This is a genomic window from uncultured Flavobacterium sp. (assembly GCF_963922255.1).
Classification (GTDB): Bacteria; Bacteroidota; Bacteroidia; order Flavobacteriales; family Flavobacteriaceae; genus Flavobacterium.
Window position 1 is genome coordinate 278,621 of sequence record NZ_CAWUIC010000002.1, and the last position, 20,047, is coordinate 298,667.

Below are 20,047 nucleotides of genomic sequence, written 5' to 3' on the forward strand. Positions count from 1 at the left end.
GGTGAAAGGTATTTGGTAATGGTTGTTGGGTTTATCCTTTTTGTTTATATGCATGTAAAGTGGCATATTTCTCTTTTTTATAGATGCTTTCAATCATTTGAAATACTTTGTTTTTAAAGGCAAATCCGATAATTCCGGCTAAAACGATAAAAACATATCCATAAATTGGACTTAATAAAAAGTGCCCTAAACTATACAATGCAATAGGTAATAGCATTTTTGGTAAAGAAATTAAAAGTGTTTTAACATTGAAAGCTTTTTTATCACCAAAAGCACCTTTGGCTGAAGTTAAATCAATTGGTGTTTTGATAAATGCTCCACCTAATAAAATTAAATGTGAATTAATTCCCATATTGAAAACAGCACAAGCTAAAATGGCTAAATAAGCTTCCCATCCAAAGTATAAATAAAATGAAGACACCAAAGTAGAAATAATAGTAGCAATAATAATTAACCACCATTTTGAATTTAAATAGTCTTTGTATGTTATATTTTGAGTCATCATTAAAGGGTAATAAGAACTATCCCAGCTTGGTACAAATTGTCCAAACGTGAATAAAAATCCACCAGAAATAAATATTCCTGCAAATACTTTCATAAAAGGATTATCATAGGCTTCAATTCCACCTGTAAAGAATAAAAGACCATAAAAAAGAAAAATAAAGCTCATTAACACCGAAGTTTTAGCTCTTTTATTTCTTTTAATTAATCGAATGTCGTTTTTGATGAAAGTTGAAACACTTCCTAATTTATCTAACCAAGTATAATTTTCTGTAGTAGCATCTTCATGTTTGATTGCTAAACCTGCATCTAAATATAAGTTAGATTTGAAGAATTGGAATGTAAAATAATACAACGCAATCAAAACTGAAAGAGGAATCAAAATGAAGTAATTTACATTGTAAAATCCTTCAAAAAACGAATTGGTGTAATTTGTTATATCGAATATGTTATAATATTGTAACAATCCAAAGGCTGCAAAAATTCCGATTACTGCATAAAATATACTGTCTTTTTTATCAATTAAAATGGCTATGAAATTATTTGCATATACAAATAGCAACATACTTAAACCCCATAAAACAGAACTTAAAGGAGAAAAACCTTCTTTAATTAAAACTAATGTAAAAGGAATAAAGAAAAACCAATGAATGAAATTGAAAAAAGATAAAATAGTTTTTCCTAAAGTATAATGAACAATACTATTCTTTTTGATGTTTTGATTTAGAAAAGGTCTGATTGCTAATGTTGGCATTTTCTGCAAAAAAAAACGAAACAATAAATCAAAAACTAAATAGTAAATTATGAATTTGTTTACTGTTGGAAAAGGCTTTAATCCTGCTTCTTCAAGAATAAAATAAGACCCAATTCCTAATCCAATAAACATAACCATAAAATACAAAGCTCCAAAAGCCATTAAAATTTTTAAAGCCAAGTTGGTTGAAAATGAAGCTGATCTAATAAAAGCTCTCCATTCTAAAAGTAGAAATTGTTTTATCATAAGTACTAGTTAGTTGGTTTGTGGTTGATTATAAGTAGGTTGTTTCTGAAAATTGTTACAAATTATTTACCAATTCATATTCTGGATATGTTTTTTTGAGATAATGTTCTGCTTTTGAAGGAATAATTTTAAAAATTAATCATTTTTGATCTAATTCAAACCATGAAATATTTAATTTTCCTTTCTTCAAATTGATTGTTACTGTATCATTTGTTTTTGTATTATCGTAGAACTCTTTTGTTACAGAAATTTGCCCGCTCTTTTTTTGATTATTCCATTTTTCTAATTTTAAATTATAACTTTTACTTCTGCCAGAAGTAACTGTTTTTTTAAGAATGACTGTTTTAAAAATTTTTGGTTTTGAATTATCTAAAACGCAATTTAAATTAATAACTGTTCCATAACTATATCCAAATATAATGATAAGAAAAATCATAAGCAATGATGAAATCTTTTCTGCTTTATAGAAAATATATCCATCATTACTTATTAATAAAATTAAAATAAATCCAAATGCAATTAAAATTGTAGGTAACCAAACATTTGAATAATCAAAAATATTATAAAAAACCAATCCTCTTAAAAGAAGAACAGAACTTGTAGCAAAAAAAGCCCAAAATATTGTTGGATAAACAGTGTCTTTTCTGTCGTCAATTTTTATTAATCCTTTGGAAAAAATTATTACAACTAAGCAAATAATAGGGTATGCAACACAGATTAATATTACAAGTTTAAAGGAATTTAGAAGTAGAATTGTGCCTATTGTGATTAAGCCACCTAACCAATTTATAATTTTAGCAGTTTTTTTTGCTTTTTTTAATTTTTTTTCTCTTTCTTCAGCATTCCAACCAAATTGATTTTCTTTCAAAATTTCATCCAAATTTTCTTTTTGCTGAATCTGGTCTAAATTGTCATAATTTGATTCAAGCCATTCACGAATTTCATTTCCGTTTTCATAATAGTTGCTTACTTTTATTTTGGTGCTGTTGATTTTTGATTCAATAAAAATAAAGTTTTCTGATTTTCTATAACCACTTATTTCATTAAAATATATTTGTTTGTTATTAAATAAACCAATTGTGTATACTTTATTACTGCTAATAACAAATTTACCTCTAATAGTGTTATCAAAAATAACTATAATTACAAATATCATTATAAATGAGAACGGAAAGAAAAACCATTTATATACATTCAAATCTAAATTAAAACTAACGATTTCTGATATAAAAGGAAGTATTAATAAACACAAAAAAGGAAGTGCTAAAATTGGAACAAGTACATAAGAAATGACTCTCCAAAATTTTGCTGTTTTATATATTCTATTATTCATTGTTTAGGCTAATTCATATTCTGGATATGTTTTTTTGAGATAATGTTCTGCTTTTGATGGAATAATAAATAAAATGACATAATTAAAAAGTAAAAACGAGACAACTGTAGCGCTTATTAAAACTGAAGAAACTAAATTAAAATAACTTAACTTATCATATAGTTGAAGTGCTATTTGGATAGGTAAATAACTTAAACCTCCAAAAGTTCCAAAACCATATATTATGTCTTTATAAAGCCATTTTTTTCCAGAAATTTTAGTTTGTTTTTTATTTTTCCTTGACAATTTAATCATTCCCATAAAGAAGATAATTCCTGAAACAATGAATAATGTAATAATTATAATATTGGCAAATTGATATTTTAGCATCAATACGACTAAAAATAGAAAAACTGATGCTGTTCCAATGATTTTTGGAATCGAAAAAAATTCTTTAAAATGATTCCAAACTAGTTTATTGTATTGCTTTCCTAAAGCTGCTTGTCTTTTTTCAACAACATCCATAAAGCCAAAAACACCAAATTTCTTGAACTCTACTTGCAAAGCATCTTCAAAAGATAATTTTGAGTTTTGTTGCCATTGTACTTCAATTGCATTGGCTAAATGATCTACTAATTCGGTTTGTAAATCATACCATTCTACATAATGTTGCCTTGTGAATTGGTATAAACGTTCTATTTGTTGTTCATTTAGTTTCATTTTACTAAAAGCATTTTATTAGATTTATTAAACTTAATTATTGTGTTTATGTAATAAATGAAAAAAGAAATACTTAGAAATATTACTAAACCAACGGTATAAATTTTACCATGAAATTCTCCAAAAAAGGAATTTCCAAAGCCATTTAATATCAGATTAATAAAATAAATGAAATTTAATACAAAGCCTGATTTCTCAAGAACAAAATATCTTTTTCTTGAATTAATAAAATAAATAACAGTTCTAATAATTAAATATAAAAGCATTAAAATCCAAAAAACAGAATTGAGTGCAATTATATTTTCCTTGAAAATAGTGCAAAGCAATATAGCAAAAATAACAACCAAAAGATTGTAAGAATTCATCAAAGAATTCAAAAAAGGTCTAGTTGCATCTATTAAAGATTGCTTATTAGCTTTTAATATTTCTGCTTTATGAACTGGCATATAAATTTTAAAAGCATCATAAAATCCAATGTTTTTCTCTTTCATTTCTTGTTCAATTCCATTTAAAATATGATCAAGCATTTCCATGCGAATGTCATAATAAATAACATCATTCTTTTTCAGATAATTATCTATAAATTTTATGTTTTCTTTACTGATTTTCATTTAAACAAAAATTTGAGTTTTTAATTCATCAACTGTTTTCTTTCTGATTTCTACGTAAACTAATAAAGATATAAATGAAAAAGTAAATACTAAAGTCATAAATAAACGCATTAAAATATGATTAAAATCAATAGACTCTTTTCCTAAATTTGTGTAAACTTGAGTGATTTGTGTGCCTAAAAAAGCACCAAAATATAGACTGTTGAGTGTTTGTGTTTTTAATACGTGTAATTTATTAATCTTTTTATATTTCCAAGAATAAGCAATTTGGGAAATAGCTATTACACCAATCATTAAAACAGCTAGATAATTTGGTTTAGCAGGGTTTTCAAAAAATGATAAAAAAATGTAATACAAAGTAAACACACAAGCTGTCAATACTATTTTTGGAAACGTAAAGTATTCCTTAATTCTTTTGAAATTGTTTTTAGAAGCTTGTTTTTGAGCCATTTTTTGTTTTTCTTCCATCATTCCTCTAAACCCTTTTTTGCCAAAACCTTCAACTTTTGCTTTTACAACAGCATCTTCAAAAGAAATTTCTTTATCCTTTTCCAAAATGTCTTCCACGCTCAAAATCATGTGATCCAAAATTTCCATGTACACTTCATAGTATTTTATGTCATTTTTGTTGATATAGTTTTCTATGTGTTGAATTTGTTCGTAGCTTAGTTTCATGTTAAATGATATTTTTTAATGAATTTAATATGTGAAAAATAGTTTTTCAATGCAATTGTAAATTGAAAAAACATTAAAAGAATATATAAAAATTGTAATTGAACAACTTCTTTATCTAATAATAAAACAATGAATCCTATAGGAATTATAGCTGCTGATTGATTAACAAAAAAACTAAATGTTGTTGGCTGCCTTTTAATATTAATAAGAATAATTAAAGTTATAATTATCGCTATTAACAAAACACATAAAGATTCTATCACAACAGAAAAATCTTGTAATACTTTATTTAAATCATTATGAAAAATCATATATAAAAAAAGTCCAATAACTATAAAAACGAAAGAATAAATACCAAATTTTTTTGTTTTTAGTAACATTTTATCTAATACTATTTTTGGATAAACAATTGCTATTCCTGTCCAAAGGCTTCTACTATCATTAAATTGATATTGCCAATTTTTCATAACAAGTAGTAAAGCATCATTAAAATTTAGGTTTTCATTCTGCATTTTTTCTTCTATTTCAATAGCAATATGATCAACTATTTCTAATTTTACATCTAAATATTTAATGCCTTTTTTTACTAAATAAGCATCAATTAAATCTATTTGTTCTTCTGTCAATTTCATCTTAATAACTCAATTTAGGATTAACAATAGTTTGCATATTTTTAATGAATTCTTCTAATTCAGATAAACGATTAACCGTTTCTTTTGTGCCTTTTTCGGTTAATTTATAGTATTTTCTTAATCGATTATCTACTTTTTCTACTTCAACATCTAATAAATCTTCTGCTTCTAACTTATGTAAAGCTGGATACAGAGCTCCTTCAGTGATGTTTAATTCTCCTTTGGTGATTTCCTTTACTTTTTGAGTGATTTCATAACCATACATTCTGCCGTTTTCTTCTAACAGCTTCATGATTATGGTGTTCAAACTTCCTTTATATAATTGTGAGTTTTTCATTAGATTGAAATTTTATACTACAAACATACATAATATTCTTATACATTAGAATCTTATGTATAATTTTTTCAAATTCTTTTTTCTTTTATCTTTTCTCTATTTTCTTTAGAAATAGTATTTTTGTAAAAAAGAAACCAACATGTCAGCATTCTATAAATTAGCTATAAAAGAAATTAAAAGAGAAACTCCAAATGCAGTTTCAATTTTATTTAATGTTCCCGAAGAATTAAAGTCAAATTACCAATTTGTTGCTGGTCAATATGTTACGTTAAAATTAACGTTAGATGGACAAGAAATTCGTAGAGCTTATTCTATTTGTAGTAGTCCCAAAAGTGGTGAGTTGAGAGTAGCTGTGAAAGCTGTAAAAGATGGTTTCTTCTCGAAATTTGCCAATGAAAGTTTAAAAGTTGGAGGTTTATTGGAAGTGGGAACTCCTGAAGGAAAATTCACTTTTGAACCAAAATTCGACAAACAAAAAAACTATGCTGCTTTTGTAGCTGGAAGCGGAATTACTCCAGTTATTTCAATACTTCAAACCGTTTTAGAAGAAGAGCCTAACAGTACTTTTGTATTGGTTTATGGAAATAAAAATGAGGAAGAAACTATCTTTCACAAACAATTACATGATTTACAACTGCAATATGTTGGACGTTTATTTGTGCATTATGTATACAGTAAAATTAATGTTGATGGAGAAATTTTTGGTAGAATTGATAAATCAGCTGTGAATTTTGTATTAAAAAATAAACACTCGCAAAAAGAGTTTTCTAAATTCTATTTATGTGGTCCAGAAGACATGATTAACTTGGTCTCTGATACTTTGAAAGAAAATAATGTTGTTGAAAAAGACATCAAATTTGAATTATTTTCAACTCCAACTACTGAAAATGATGCTGTAATTTCGCATGAAGGTCACACAAAAATCACGGTTTTAGTCGATGGTGATGAAGCAAGTTTTGAAATGAGTCAAAAACAAACCTTATTAGAAGCTGCTTTGAAACAAGGTTTAGACGCTCCTTATTCTTGTCAAGGTGGAATTTGCAGCAGTTGTATTGCCAAAATTTCAAAAGGAACTGCCGAAATGAAGAAAAATACCATTTTAACTGACAAAGAAATTGCAGATGGTTTAATTCTAACATGTCAAGCTCATCCAACATCTGCAGAGATTTTTGTGGATTATGATGATGTTTAATTTTTGAAATTCCAAAAAGTAAATTCCAAATTCCAATTTTTATCCTTTAAAGATTGGAATTTATTTTTTTTACAATCTCTTCTGGTAAAATAGTTCGCATCACATCTTTATAACCTGGAACAATTTTATTTCCATAAACAGATGTTGGCAATAATGGATATTTTGATCTATCTGAAACCAAACAATTTTCCATAGGTTGATTAAACGGTTTAAATCCTGCAAAAGGATGGGTTGCTCCCCAAAGTGTAATAACTTTTACTCCCAACATTGCAGCAATATGTGCGTTTCCAGAATCCATTGAAAGCATGACATCTAAATTAGAAATCAATTCTAATTCTTCTTGAAAATAGATATTTCCTGCTACAACAACTACGTTATGATGATTGTTTTGAAGTTGATTTAATTTTTGAATTTCCATTTCTCCACCACCAAAAAGTAGGATTTTCTGATTTGGATATTTTGCCAATTCGTCAATAACATTTTGCATTAAATCTAAAGGATAAACTTTACTATCATATTGTGCAAAAGGTGCAATTCCAATTAATTTCATTTCAGAAACTTCTCCAATTTTACTCAAAATAGTTGTAGATAAAACCGCTTTTTCAGGAAAATTTGGATGTGATAAATCTATTTGAAAACCTAATTTGTTAAACGTATTTACATGTCTTTCAAACATTGATTTTGTAGGTTCAAAGATTTTGTTTTCTGCGCGTGTTAATGCTTTTTTTTCTACTCTTCCTTTGTCTGTTGCTGCTACTTTCTTACCATTAATAACAAAAAAATTACGAACTACTTTTGAACGTAACACATTATGTAAATCCGCTACATGTGTAATTTCATACTTTTTTAAATCGGAAAACAAACGAAGCAATCCTATAAATCCTTTGTGTCTTTTCTTTAAATCAACTCCAAAAAAAGTAATATTTGGAATCGTATCAAAAAAAGGTTTATAAAAAGGACGAGAAACGACCGTAATTTTTACCTCAGGATTTTGAATAGAAAAAGCTCTCAACACGGGAACAGTCATTGCGACATCACCCATAGCTGAGAGCCTTATTATTAATATGTGTTTGGTTTTTGGCATTTAAAAAATGCTTATTTCTTATTCTGATATAAAACAGGATTTAATTCATCATCATTGTACATTTTCATTTGTTTGTACACTTTCATGAATTTATCACCATTTTCAAAATCAACCATTAATTGATCAATTGAAGAAAACATATCGCTTTTTTGGTCTAAAAGAACATTTAATTTTTCTTGACATTTGGCTCTGTGTTCAGCTGAAGCTTCAGTTCTTGTAGCTTCTTCATTCATATGATAAATTTTCAAAGCCAAAATAGACAAACGATCTATTGCCCAAGCTGGACTTTCTGTATTGATTTTTGCATCAGATTTTACTTTTACTTCACTATATTTTTGAAGAAAATAACTATCAATATATTCAACCATATCTGTACGAACTTGGTTAGAAGCATCAATTTTTCTTTTTAAAGTTAATGCTGCAACGGGATCAATTTGAGGGTCACGAATAATATCTTCATAATGCCATTGCACTGTATCTACCCAATTTTTTGCATATAACAAATGCTCAATTTGGTCTTTTGGATAAGGATTATTAATCGGTTGATCTACACTATCATGAACATGATAATCATTGATACTTTTTTCAAAAATGGTAAATGCAAATTTCGCAAACATAAATATATGGTGTTAATTTGTACAAAAATAGAGAATTTTTATACTTTTATCCTCAAAATCTAAATAATATTCCAATGCACATTCATTATATCTCTGAAGAAAACAGTATTCTAAATCATTTTTTAACGCAATTAAGAGATGTCGCTATTCAAAAAGACAGCATGCGTTTTAGAAAAAATATTGAAAGAATTGGTGAAATTATGGCTTATGAATTAAGTAAAACTTTAGAATATAAAGATATTAAGGTTCAAACTCCTTTAGGAATTAAAGAAACAACAACTGTTGCAGATAATGTGGTTTTGTGTTCGATTTTGAGAGCTGGTTTAGCCTTACATCAAGGTTTTATGAACTTTTATGATGATGCGGAAAACGGTTTTGTTTCAGCTTACAGACATCACTATAATAACGACGATGACTTTGAAATTTTAGTTGAGTATCAAGCAGCTCCATCTTTTCAGGATAAAAATCTGATTTTAATAGATCCTATGTTGGCAACTGGTCAATCGATTGTTGCTGTTTTTAATAAGTTAATTGTTGAGGAAACACCTAAAGAAATTCATATTGCAGTTGTTATTGCTGCTCCAGAAGGAATTGCTTATTTAGAAGAAAATCTTCCTGAAAATTGTCATTTATGGGTTGCTGCTTGCGATGAAAAATTAAACGAGAAAAACTATATTGTTCCAGGTTTAGGTGATGCCGGTGATTTAGCATACGGAAGTAAGTTATAACTGTAAAAGAAACAATGTCAACGAAACTAATACTAGCAAATAAACTGTAGTTTCTTTCATCCAATTGGTTTTAATTTTCTCAATAAAGTTAGCTCCTAATATTGATAATGGTGCCAAACTGAATATTAAGTAACTATTGTTTTTGTGATCTGATAAAATATAAATTACTACTCCTAATATAAACCCAAACAATATCTTTTTATAAGTAGCTTGTTGATTTAGAGGTTTGTTTTGAACTTCTGTAATTTGCGTTGAAAAGAATAATAAAGCCACCGAACTAAAAATAGCCAAAGCAATATTTTGATAAATACTTTCAAAATAACTGAAGTTAAAACTAATGTTTATTTCATTATAGATGTCAGCTAATAAGTCATTATGTAAAATTAAATCCAATAAGATACTCAGCATTGCAACTGCAAAAAAAGCTAAAATGGGAATAATCCAGTTTTTATAATTTCCTGAAACGTGAAAAATTATTGAAATGAAAACTAAAATGATAAAAGAAATACACCAAAAATGAAATAAAGCTGCAACAAATATCCAAAATGAAGCATCAAATATTTTCTCCTTCGTGTTCTTCAAATTTTGCAAAGCGATTAATCTTCTTAATGCCAACAACAATAAAAAATTAGCAATTAAAACATTGGGTGATTTGAAAATTAATGGAAAAAAAATCAAAAAAACAGAAAACAACAGAATTGCATAATTATTTGATTTTGTTAAATTATTTTTTAATGTCAAAAAATTAAGTAGAAAATAAGATGCTACTAAAATAAGAAACAACCCTATCTTTTGACCGATTAACCAACCGTCATTTGTCCAACTTGTTTCCTTAAATTGGTATAATCCATATAAGAAAAATGATATAATTCCTAATATTAGATAATTTATTGGTCTTGTTTTACTAAAAACACTTGCTATCATAAAGATATTTTATACTTTTGTGATGTAAATATAACACTATTAAAAAAATGAAAGCATTTTTTGAAGGAATTCAGAGTTTATTCGTTGATTTTTTATTTCTACCTTTAGATTGGTTAAGAGAATTAGAATTAACAAATTGGTGGTTAGCAAACATTTTAAATTGGGTATTTATTATTGTTTGTATCGTTGCTACAGTTTATTGGACTAAGCAATTAAACATCTTCAAAAACAATGGTGAAGATGAAGATGATACAACTGCTCATTCGTTTTTAGGTTAAATCAAATCCTATATCTTTTCGATAATTCATCTTATCAAAATGTAATTTATTTATGTTTTGATAAGATTTTTTTATGGCTTCATCAAACGAACTACCGTAAGAAGTAACAGCTAAAACTCTTCCTCCGTTTGAAACTACTTTTCCATTTTCCAATTTAGTTCCTGCATGAAAAACTAATGAATCTTCAATAGTTTCTAAACCTGAAATCTCTTTACCTTTTTCATAATCTTCAGGATAACCACCTGAAACAACCATAATTGTCGTTGCACTTCTCTCATCAATATCTAAGGTGATTTGATCTAACTCTTGCTTAGCAATTGCATCAAAAACTTCGACTAAATCACTTTTTAACCTAGGCATAACTACTTCCGTTTCTGGATCTCCCATTCTAACATTGTATTCAATAACCATAGGTTCTCCTTTTACATTGATTAATCCAATAAAAACGAATCCTTTGTAGTCAATATTATCATTTTGCAAACCTTGTATCGTAGGTTTTACAATTCTAGTTTCAATTTTTTCTAATAAAACTGTATCTGCAAACGGAACCGGAGAAACGGCTCCCATTCCACCAGTATTTAAACCTGTATCTCCTTCGCCAATTCTTTTGTAATCTTTCGCTGTTGGAAGAATTTTATAATTTTTTCCATCTGTCAACACAAAACAACTTAATTCAATTCCGTCTAAAAATTCTTCAATAACTACTTTTGAACTTGCACTTCCAAATTTAGCATCAACTAACATGCTTCTTAATTCGGTTTTAGCCTCTTCTAAATCATTTAAGATTAAAACACCTTTACCAGCTGCTAATCCGTCTGCTTTTAAAACATAAGGAGCTTCAAGAGTTTCTAAAAATTTACAACCTTTTTCTACTGTTTCTGCTGTGAAACTTTCATATCTAGCAGTTGGAATATTATTTTTTACTAAAAATTCTTTAGCAAACTCTTTACTTCCTTCTAATTGTGCCCCTTTTTTAGATGGACCAATTACTGGAATATGATTTAAGTCAGCATCATTTTGGAAAAAATCATAAATTCCATTTACTAATGGATCTTCAGGTCCAACAACAACCATGTTGATTTTATTTTGAAGAACAGTGTTTTTAACAGCTTCAAAATCATTCGGATTTAATTCAATGTTTGTTGCAATTTGACTTGTTCCCGCATTTCCTGGTGCTACATATAAATTTTGACATTTATCGCTTTGTAACATTTTCCAAGCTAAAGCATGCTCTCTTCCTCCTGAACCTAATAGTAAAATATTCATTTTTGTTGTGTTTAATCTGAACTTGTTTCAGATTCTCATCTTAATTAGTTCTGTTTAGTTGTTTTGGCAAAAATACTTTGTTTTGTTTTTAAAATATAATTTTCGTTTAAAAAGTTTTAGTTTTCTTATTTTTGATAAAATTTACAAAACGTGTTCAAATTATTTGATTTTTCATTAAAAATAAATGGTTTTCCGATAACGAAAGCTAAAGCTGAATTTGAAAAAATTATAGCTATTTCTGATGAAAAATTTGAAACTTATGTCTTAGAAAAACGAAATGAAATTTTGAGTTTTCATCTTCAAAATAATTTATTTTATAAAAACCTTGTTGGAAAATCTGAAATTAAAAACTGGAATGATTTACCCGTTTTAAGTAAGAAAGACTTACAGCATCCTTTACGGGAAAGACTTTCAATTGGTTATTCACCTAAAAAAGTTTTTGTAAATAAAACTTCTGGTTCAAGTGGTGATCCTTTTGTTTTTGCAAAAGATAAAGAATGTCATGCATTGACTTGGGCTTCTATAATTTATCGTTTTGGTTGGTATGGCATTGATTTTAATTCAAGTTATCAAGCTCGTTTTTATGGAATTCCTTTGGATTTTATTGGTAATAAAAAAGAACGTTTAAAAGATTTTTTGAGTAATCGTTTTCGTTTTTCCATTTTTGATTTGTCTGATGAAGTTTTAGAAAATGTTTTGAAAAAATTTCAGAAATCAAAATTTGATTATATCAATGGTTATACCAGTTCGATTGTTTTATTTGCTAAATTTCTTAAACAAAAAAACATTGTTTTAAAAGATATTTGTCCAACCTTAAAAGTTTGTTTGGTAACTTCTGAAATGCTTTTTGAAGAAGATAAAATACTAATGGAAAATCAATTTGGTGTTCCAATTGTGAATGAATATGGTGCTTCTGAATTGGATTTAATAGCTTTTGAAAATACAAAAAACGAATGGCAAGTTAATTCTGAAACTCTTTTTGTTGAAATTTTAGACGACAATAATCAACCCGTTTCAAATGGAAAAGAAGGGAAAATTGTGATTACCTCTTTATACAACAAAGCACATCCTTTTATTAGATATGAAATTGGTGATGTTGGAGCTTTAGATGAAAAAAGTACTTGTAGAAAACCTATTCTTAAAAAATTAATTGGTCGTACAAATGATATTGCTGTTTTACCAAGCGGCAAAAAATCACCAGGATTAACGTTTTATTATGTCACCAAAAGTATAATTGAAGATGATGGAAATGTTAAAGAATTTGTTGTTAAACAAACCCAAATTGATTCGTTTGAAATTGAATATGTAAGTGAAGTTGATTTAACTTCATCCCAAATTAAGAAAATTGAAAGTGCTATTGAGTTGTATTTAGAACCTAATTTAAAATTTGTTTTTACTAGAAAAGACTTTTTAGAAAGAAGTAAACATGGAAAATTAAAGCAGTTTCAATCTATGTTTTAATTTCTATACTTCATAAAACCGCGATACATCCAATGCAACATGTAATAAGTAGATTGTAAAACATTTAATTTTTCAACTTCTCTATAAAATTGCCATTGATATTTTAAAAGATTTGATTTTTTTCTGGAAAGTGAATTTTCTCTAATTCTATAAATGGCTTTTGGTTCTTGAATTCCGTATGCAAAAGGAATTTCTTTTAGATATTGCAGCCACAAACCCATATCTTGACGTTTTCTAATCAAAGGCATTGTTTTTTTACCTAACGTTTCAATATCTAAAAAAGCCGTTAAACAACTTATTGAATTTGATTTTAGAATGTCTGTATAAGTTACTTTTTGAGGCACAATAAAATCAGAATAAATAAAATTTAAATTTTCATCTGAACGTTTATAGGATGAAAACACAAAATGAATTCCCGTTTCTTGAATGGTTTTGATGCTATTTTCGACAAAATCCTCAAACCAAATGTCATCTGCGTCTAAAAACGTCATATATTTTCCAGAAGCGTTTTCAATTCCTTTATTTCGAGCTACTGCTGGACCAGAATTTGTTTCTAATTGATGAAGTTGTATTCTTTTGTCTTTGGTAATAAAATCTTTTATTAATTCAATTGTATTGTCAGAAGAACAATCGTCAACTAAAATCATTTCCCAGTTTTGATAGGTCTGTTTTTGTACCGATTGAATGGTTGCAGAAATATATTTTGCTGAATTGAATGTTGGTGTAACTATGGAGACTAAATCGTTCATTAGTAGGCTTTTTCTTCTCCTTTGAAAATATTTACGACTGTTTGAATGATTATTTTTATATCCATGATAAACGACCAATTTTCAATATAAAACACATCAAATTTAATTCTATTTATCATGTCGTCATCCGTTTCAATTTCACCTCTAAAACCTTTTACTTGAGCTAGGCCAGTTACTCCTGGTTTTACATAATGCCTAACCATATATTTTTTAACCTTATTACCATAAGCAACGTTTTGTGACCACAAATGAGGTCTTGGTCCAACGACAGACATTTCTCCTTTTAAAACATTATAAAATTGAGGAATTTCGTCAATACTCGTTTTTCTTATAAATCTACCTATTTTAGTAACTCTAGGGTCATTTTTAGAAGCTTCTGTTTCTGTAAGCCCGTTTAATTGCATCGAACGAAATTTGTAACAAATAAACTCTTCTTCATTAATTCCTGGTCGACTTTGTTTAAAAAAAACTGGCCCTTTTGATTCTAATTTTATTAAGACTGCCAAAAGGGGTGTTAACCAAGATAGAACTCCTACAAATACAATTAGAGCAAATATTACATCAAATACTCTTTTAATTATTTGAATACTTGGATGGTGTAAAGGTGTTTTTTGTAAAGTTAATACTGGAAATAAATCATAATAATTTGTTCTAAAATTTTTAGAAAAAATAGCTGTAGAATCAGGAATGAACTTAATTTCAATTTTATTTTCGTCAGAAAATTCAACTAATTCTTTCATTTGGTCATTAGTTATTTCATCAAGAGAACAATAAATTTCATCTATATTATTTTCAAGACAAAATGTTGGAATCTCTGCCGTTTTGCCAATAATTTCATTGTTTTTTATTTTATCTGAGAAAAACCCTTTAAATCGATATCCATAATCATCTCTTGAATGAAATATGTTTTTAAGATTCATTGCTTCTTCTGAAAAACCTAAGATAATTACATTTCTAAAATTATTACCAGTAGATAATCTATATTTTTTTAGATAATAAAACAATAAAGTTTTGAAAAGAATTATTATTAAAAAAAGAACTAGTAAGTAAATAGAAATTGCTTTTCCACTAAATATTGCCTGTTTATGAAAGGGAAAAAAAGCGATAATTAATAATCCAAAAAAAACTGCTTGTTTAACAATTTTGGTAATAATTTCAACTGGAGTAGTGTATCTAAAAACTTCATAAAATTTTGTAAAAAAAGACACAATTACCCAAGAGATAAAAAGAAATAATCCAAAGTGCAAATTATTAACATTTAATCCCTTAAAAAAATTAGGAAACAATACCAACAAGGTAACTATATCCAATAAGATACTTAGAGGTCTTATATATTTTGAATATCTTCCTTTGTTCATGGAATTAGTGAATGTATTTTGTAAAATCTTTATGTTCTTCTTTCATCAATTCTTCTTTTGATAAAGATTTAAAATAATCGTACGTTATTTTCATTCCTTCTTCTCTAGAAACTTTTGCTTCCCAGCCTAAAATTTCTTTTGCTTTAGTTGTGTCTGGTTGTCTTTGTAAAGGATCGTTCATAGGTAAGGGATGATATACTACTTTCTGATTTGTACCTGTCAATTTTATGATTTCGTCGGCAAAATCTTTTATAGTGATTTCGTCAGGGTTTCCAATATTAACTGGTAAATGATAATCTGATAATAACAATCTATAAATTCCCTCTACTTGATCGTCAACATAACAAAAAGATCTGGTTTGACTTCCGTCTCCAAAAATAGTTAAATCTTCTCCACGTAAAGCTTGTCCAATGAAAGCTGGTATTACACGACCATCATTTAATCGCATCCTTGGACCGTAAGTGTTAAAAATTCTGACAATTCTAGTTTCTACACCATGAAAAGTGTGATAAGCCATTGTTATTGACTCTTGAAAACGTTTTGCTTCATCATACACACCTCTTGGACCAATAGTGTTTACGTTTCCATAATATTCTTCTGTTTGTGGATGAACTAACGGGTCTCCATAAATTTCTGAAGTAGAAGCAATAAGAATTCTTGCGTTTTTTACGCGCGCTAACCCTAAAAGATTGTGAGTTCCTAATGAACCTACCTTTAATGTTTGGATTGGAATTTTTAAATAATCAATTGGGCTTGCAGGTGATGCAAAATGCAAGATATAATCTAGTTTTCCTGGAATATGTACAAATTTTGTAATATCGTGATGATAAAATTCAAAATTTTCATTTTTAAATAGGTGTTCAATATTTTTTAAATCTCCTGTTATAAGGTTATCCATACCTATAACGAAATATCCTTCTTTTATAAATCTGTCACATAAATGTGATCCTAAAAAACCAGCTGCTCCGGTAATTAATATTCTCTTCATCTTATTGATATTTACTCTTTTTTGGTACTATTAAAAAGACAGTAAAATAGTGTAAAAAACATTACACCTCTTTGTCTCCACAAAAAAGATTCTGTCAAAAATAAGCTAATCATTAGAACTGCAAAAGCAATATGAATAAAATCTTTGTGTTTAATAGCATTTTTAAGGTTAAATAACAACATTAGCATTAAAAGTGTAATTCCTAAAAAACCTAACTCTGCAAAAACTTGAAAATATTGGTTATGAAAATTCTTTTTTTGATAGCCTTCTATTTCTTCTGTGCCTTGAAAAACATTGTAATAAACTGCTTTCTCTTCCATTTTTTTATACGAAGCATTAAGGCCAAATCCATTCCAAAAAATATTATCCTCTTTTAAAAACTCAAAAAATAATCTGGCTTGATATACTCTAAAAGCTGTGCCTGGAAAAAAATCATTAGGTGTAAATTTTTCATTTGTCCAAGCTTCTGCAATACTGACATTATGAACTCCTTCTGGTAGTCCTTTAATTACATTACTACTCAAGCTTTTATCTGAATTGGTTTGAAACTCTAATTGAAATCTTTCTTTTATCTTTCCAAACGAAAACACAAATCCGATTATAATTAAAAAAAGGAAAACATTTCTTAATCGCATTTTATTAGCTGATTTAGAAAAAAAGAAAAAGTGAATTAGTATTAATACAATGAATACTAAAATGATGTTTTTAGAGGATAACAAAACAATAAACCCAAATAAAACTAATGAAATTATTGTGTTAAAAGTTGAAATTTTTGTTGATGCATAAAAATAGAAAAAAGCAATTGCTACAAAGACAGAAACATGAATTGCATTTAACTCTTTAGAAACCAATCCTATGTCATTATCGTATTCTCCATGATAGAAAAAAACACTTATGTCTTTTAAAATGAAAAATCTAATCACAGCTCTCATTAAAAAATAAACCACAATTAAAACTATTGAAAAGCTATAGTATTTTAAAATTTTATTTTTAAATTTTTCTGTAATTGGCTGTAATACCATAAAAGCTATTGGAATTAATAATAGCGCAATTTCTTTTGGTAATGCCTTTATTGTTAACGCTTTATCAATACTCCAAAAATAAGAGAGAAGCATTAAAATATATAAAAGTATAGGTAAAAAAAGCTCTTTTGAGAAAATGAAGCTTTTCTTTTTTAAAATTAGTAAAACTGATCCTAAAAATAAAATTAGAGAAACATTATTCAACCCTAAAGAAAGTGGAATTGTAACAAATAGTAACAATAAAAAAAGGAAGGAACTATTTTCTTTATTTTCCGATTGTATGTCGGTTAAAACATTCTTCAAAAAGTTGTAAATACTGCCCATTTATTTTATTCCAATTAAAATCTTTAATGATAGCTTCATAGTTGTTTTCAATAAACTGCAAGTTATCATTTTTTTTGATAGTTTGAAGTAATTTTTTAACTTCTTCGGGTGAAGAAAAATAATAAGCGTTCTCTTTTAAAACTCCTTTATTAAAATCATTATTGTGTGCTAAAATCAAAGCTTTTGAAGCCATCGCTTCTAACAATGAAGGATTTGTGCCTCCAACTGAATGTCCGTGAAAATAAAATTTAGAGTAATAACGAAGGTTATTTAAATGTTCTAAGTTATAAATTCCACCCATAAATCTTATGTTTTTGTGGTTTTTAAATTTCTCTTTCAAATAACTTCCATATTTTGTTTCATGATTACCCACAACTAAAATAGGTGTATCATCTTCTTTGTTTAAAACAACACCTTCTAAAACCATATCAAGATTATTTTCTGGTTCAAAACGAGCCATAATCATGTTATAGTTTTCTTTTTCTACATTATATTCTTTAATTACATTTTCGTTTGGATTATTAAACGGATGTGCTCCATAAGCAATATATGTTGAGTCTTTTTTGTATCTTTCTTTTAAGAATTTTTTTATTCCTATGGAATCTGAAACTAAATAATCGCTACTAATAGCCGCTAATCTTTCTGCAAAACGAAGAAATTGTTGTACAGGTTTTGAATATTTTGAGCGTTTCCACTCAATTCCGTCCATATTTGTTATGACAATCGATTTCTTAGGTAAAAGAGGAAACCAAATGGAATTACTTGTGTAACCAAGTTGTAAAATTATATCAAAATCTCTTTTGCGTGAATCCATTATGCAGTTATAATCATAAATGAATTGTCCAAAAGTACCCATTTTGTGTTCTGGATCGTTTTTATGTATTAAGTTTACACCATGAAATGTTTTTTCTTGATATTTATGATTATGTGAATTGTAGCAATACACTTCATGTCCTTTCTCTACTAAATATACTGAAAAAAATTCTGCAAATTGTTCAAAACCTCCGTAATAATTAGGAATACCTCTTGTTCCAAGAATAGCTATCTTCATAGTTTTATAACTTGAGGCAAAAATATATTTATTTTTTTAATTAGATAAGTTCTTCAAATGTTTTTTCAAATTTATCTACATGGTTTTTTAATGAAAAATGTGTGTTTGCTCTCAAATAACCTTCTTCACCAAATGATTTTCTTTTATCTGAACTTTTTAATAATTCAATTAAAGCATCAGCTAATGCGTTTTCATTATTTGGTTCAAATAAAATTCCTGTGTTATTAGGTACTACAATTTCTGTTAAACCTCCATGATTGGCTGCTATAACTGGTTTTTTAGACATCATTGCTTCTATAGCTACCATTCCAAACGGTTCTGGTTCTGTTGACGGTACTACTGCTATATCGATTGAATCCCAAAATTGCCAAATATTATTCTGAAAAGGTATAATTTTTACTCTTTCTTCTAGTTTAAAGGCTTTTATTTTATTTTCTAAATCTCTTTCAAAAAACTCTTGATTTGGTGGTGCTGAACCAATAAAAACCAACTTAGCTTCTGGTTGCTTTTCGGCAATTAAACAAAATGCTTTTAATAATAATTGTTGCCCTTTCCAGCTATTAATTCGTCCAATTAAACCAATGACAGTTGAATTTTCATTTACTTCAAAATAATCGTTTCTTACTTGTTTAATTGTTTCAAGAGAAGTAATACTTTTTTGGTTTACATCTAATCCGTTCCAAATAAAATCTGATTTTTTGGTTAACGTTTCATTTCCTTTTATCCAAAAATTCATGGTTTCTTTTGAGTCATAAATGATTTTGTGATTGCTTTTTATGCCTAAAATTTTCTTGAAAGAAAGGTTAAATATCTTTGGTTTAGCAATAATTTCTTGAACATGCCACAAGTGTTTGATTTTGTTTTTTTTGGCAAAAGAAATTCCAATTAAAGCAGCTAAAGTGTGTGAATAAACGAGTTTAAAATCATATTCTTTGTGTAACTTATCAAGTGCTTTTATACCTTCTCTGTATTCTTTAAAGAACTTTATCATGTTCCTTGGTGTAAACATTTTTCGATAAAGTTTTAAAACCGGTGATATAATTACCTTAATATTGTTTTTTTCAAACTCCTCTTTTAAAGGACCATCAAAAGGAAGGATAACTATTGGCAAATATTTTGTTTTATCTAAACTAGAAATAAACATTAGTATGGTTTTATCAGAACCATATAATTCTGCAGATTGATGGATAAAAAGAATACTTTTCATTGATGTTTTG

At 27.5% G+C, this 20,047-nt stretch carries 21 protein-coding genes; 4 read left to right on the plus strand and 17 right to left on the minus strand.

The features are described from left to right. Window positions 1-31 precede the first annotated feature (31 nt). The 7 genes from AABJ49_RS03310 to AABJ49_RS03340 all read right to left on the minus strand — a co-directional run bounded on the left by AABJ49_RS03310 (window position 32) and on the right by AABJ49_RS03340 (window position 5,788). Complete coding sequence (locus AABJ49_RS03310; RefSeq protein ID WP_338376092.1) at window positions 32-1,501, minus strand: DUF5687 family protein; 1,470 nt, start codon at window positions 1,499-1,501, stop codon at window positions 32-34. Window positions 1,502-1,640: 139 nt separating this feature from the next. Continuing rightward, window positions 1,641-2,834, minus strand: coding sequence for a hypothetical protein (locus AABJ49_RS03315; protein ID WP_338376093.1), 1,194 nt, complete (start codon window positions 2,832-2,834; stop codon window positions 1,641-1,643). A 3-nt stretch (window positions 2,835-2,837) separates the two neighbouring features. Beyond that, window positions 2,838-3,533 carry a hypothetical protein gene (locus tag AABJ49_RS03320; RefSeq protein WP_338376094.1) on the minus strand — a complete coding sequence of 232 codons (696 nt, stop codon included), beginning with the start codon at window positions 3,531-3,533 and terminating at the stop codon, window positions 2,838-2,840. After that, entirely contained in the window at window positions 3,530-4,144 is a 615-nt protein-coding gene (locus AABJ49_RS03325) for a hypothetical protein (protein ID WP_338376095.1), read from the minus strand. The genes AABJ49_RS03320 and AABJ49_RS03325 overlap by 4 nt, the downstream gene beginning before the upstream one ends. Further along, window positions 4,145-4,819, minus strand: a complete 675-nt coding sequence (locus tag AABJ49_RS03330) for a hypothetical protein (protein ID WP_338376096.1) — start codon at window positions 4,817-4,819, stop codon at window positions 4,145-4,147. After that, window positions 4,816-5,451 carry a hypothetical protein gene (locus AABJ49_RS03335; protein WP_338376097.1) on the minus strand — a complete coding sequence of 212 codons (636 nt, stop codon included), beginning with the start codon at window positions 5,449-5,451 and terminating at the stop codon, window positions 4,816-4,818. Before AABJ49_RS03335 ends, AABJ49_RS03330 begins: the two co-directional genes overlap by 4 nt. A gap of 1 nt (window position 5,452) precedes the next feature. Beyond that, on the minus strand, window positions 5,453-5,788 hold the full coding sequence (locus AABJ49_RS03340; protein WP_338376098.1) for a helix-turn-helix transcriptional regulator: 336 nt from the start codon (window positions 5,786-5,788) through the stop codon (window positions 5,453-5,455). A 139-nt stretch (window positions 5,789-5,927) separates the two neighbouring features. On the opposite strand from AABJ49_RS03340, the gene AABJ49_RS03345 reads away from it, so the two are divergent. Then, window positions 5,928-6,980, plus strand: a complete 1,053-nt coding sequence (locus AABJ49_RS03345) for a ferredoxin--NADP reductase (protein WP_338376099.1) — start codon at window positions 5,928-5,930, stop codon at window positions 6,978-6,980. A 46-nt stretch (window positions 6,981-7,026) separates the two neighbouring features. Here AABJ49_RS03345 and AABJ49_RS03350 read toward each other — a convergent pair whose 3' ends face one another. After that, window positions 7,027-8,064, minus strand: coding sequence for a glycosyltransferase family 9 protein (locus tag AABJ49_RS03350; RefSeq protein ID WP_338376100.1), 1,038 nt, complete (start codon window positions 8,062-8,064; stop codon window positions 7,027-7,029). 11 nt (window positions 8,065-8,075) lie between these two features. Continuing rightward, window positions 8,076-8,681, minus strand: coding sequence for a DUF4254 domain-containing protein (locus tag AABJ49_RS03355; RefSeq protein WP_338376101.1), 606 nt, complete (start codon window positions 8,679-8,681; stop codon window positions 8,076-8,078). A 74-nt stretch (window positions 8,682-8,755) separates the two neighbouring features. On the opposite strand from AABJ49_RS03355, the gene upp reads away from it, so the two are divergent. Continuing rightward, entirely contained in the window at window positions 8,756-9,409 is a 654-nt protein-coding gene (upp, locus tag AABJ49_RS03360) for a uracil phosphoribosyltransferase (protein WP_338376102.1), read from the plus strand. Here the strand turns inward: upp and AABJ49_RS03365 are convergent. Then, window positions 9,404-10,333 carry a DUF6427 family protein gene (locus tag AABJ49_RS03365; RefSeq protein ID WP_338376103.1) on the minus strand — a complete coding sequence of 310 codons (930 nt, stop codon included), beginning with the start codon at window positions 10,331-10,333 and terminating at the stop codon, window positions 9,404-9,406. The two genes, upp and AABJ49_RS03365, sit on opposite strands and share 6 nt — an antisense overlap. A 47-nt stretch (window positions 10,334-10,380) precedes the next feature. On the opposite strand from AABJ49_RS03365, the gene AABJ49_RS03370 reads away from it, so the two are divergent. Beyond that, complete coding sequence (locus AABJ49_RS03370; protein WP_338376104.1) at window positions 10,381-10,611, plus strand: uracil phosphoribosyltransferase; 231 nt, start codon at window positions 10,381-10,383, stop codon at window positions 10,609-10,611. Here AABJ49_RS03370 and purD read toward each other — a convergent pair. Further along, on the minus strand, window positions 10,603-11,877 hold the full coding sequence (gene purD, locus AABJ49_RS03375; protein ID WP_338376105.1) for a phosphoribosylamine--glycine ligase: 1,275 nt from the start codon (window positions 11,875-11,877) through the stop codon (window positions 10,603-10,605). The genes AABJ49_RS03370 and purD overlap by 9 nt on opposite strands. Before the next feature lie 150 nt (window positions 11,878-12,027). Between purD and AABJ49_RS03380 the strand changes: the two genes are divergently transcribed. Beyond that, window positions 12,028-13,338, plus strand: a complete 1,311-nt coding sequence (locus AABJ49_RS03380; RefSeq protein WP_338376106.1) for a phenylacetate--CoA ligase family protein — start codon at window positions 12,028-12,030, stop codon at window positions 13,336-13,338. On the opposite strand, the gene AABJ49_RS03385 is transcribed toward AABJ49_RS03380, so the two are convergent. Genes AABJ49_RS03385 through AABJ49_RS03410 form a run of 6 tightly spaced genes read right to left on the minus strand, consistent with a single transcriptional unit; the run spans window position 13,335 to window position 20,037 of the window. Further along, the gene (locus tag AABJ49_RS03385) at window positions 13,335-14,087 is read right to left on the minus strand and encodes a glycosyltransferase family 2 protein (protein WP_338376107.1); all 753 of its coding nucleotides are present in this window, start codon (window positions 14,085-14,087) and stop codon (window positions 13,335-13,337) included. The two genes, AABJ49_RS03380 and AABJ49_RS03385, sit on opposite strands and share 4 nt — an antisense overlap. Further along, a complete protein-coding gene (locus tag AABJ49_RS03390) occupies window positions 14,087-15,445 on the minus strand; it encodes an undecaprenyl-phosphate glucose phosphotransferase (RefSeq protein WP_338376108.1) in 1,359 nt (452 codons plus the stop codon). Before AABJ49_RS03390 ends, AABJ49_RS03385 begins: the two co-directional genes overlap by 1 nt. A gap of 4 nt (window positions 15,446-15,449) precedes the next feature. Further along, window positions 15,450-16,433, minus strand: a complete 984-nt coding sequence (locus AABJ49_RS03395; protein ID WP_338376109.1) for a UDP-glucuronic acid decarboxylase family protein — start codon at window positions 16,431-16,433, stop codon at window positions 15,450-15,452. Between the two features lie 11 nt (window positions 16,434-16,444). Further along, window positions 16,445-17,779 (minus strand): O-antigen ligase family protein, encoded by a 1,335-nt coding sequence (locus AABJ49_RS03400; RefSeq protein ID WP_338376110.1) that lies wholly within the window; start codon window positions 17,777-17,779, stop codon window positions 16,445-16,447. Continuing rightward, on the minus strand, window positions 17,721-18,830 hold the full coding sequence (locus tag AABJ49_RS03405; protein WP_338376111.1) for a DUF1972 domain-containing protein: 1,110 nt from the start codon (window positions 18,828-18,830) through the stop codon (window positions 17,721-17,723). Before AABJ49_RS03405 ends, AABJ49_RS03400 begins: the two co-directional genes overlap by 59 nt. Window positions 18,831-18,870: 40 nt before the next feature. Then, window positions 18,871-20,037, minus strand: coding sequence for a glycosyltransferase family 4 protein (locus AABJ49_RS03410; protein WP_338376112.1), 1,167 nt, complete (start codon window positions 20,035-20,037; stop codon window positions 18,871-18,873). Window positions 20,038-20,047: the final 10 nt, after the last annotated feature.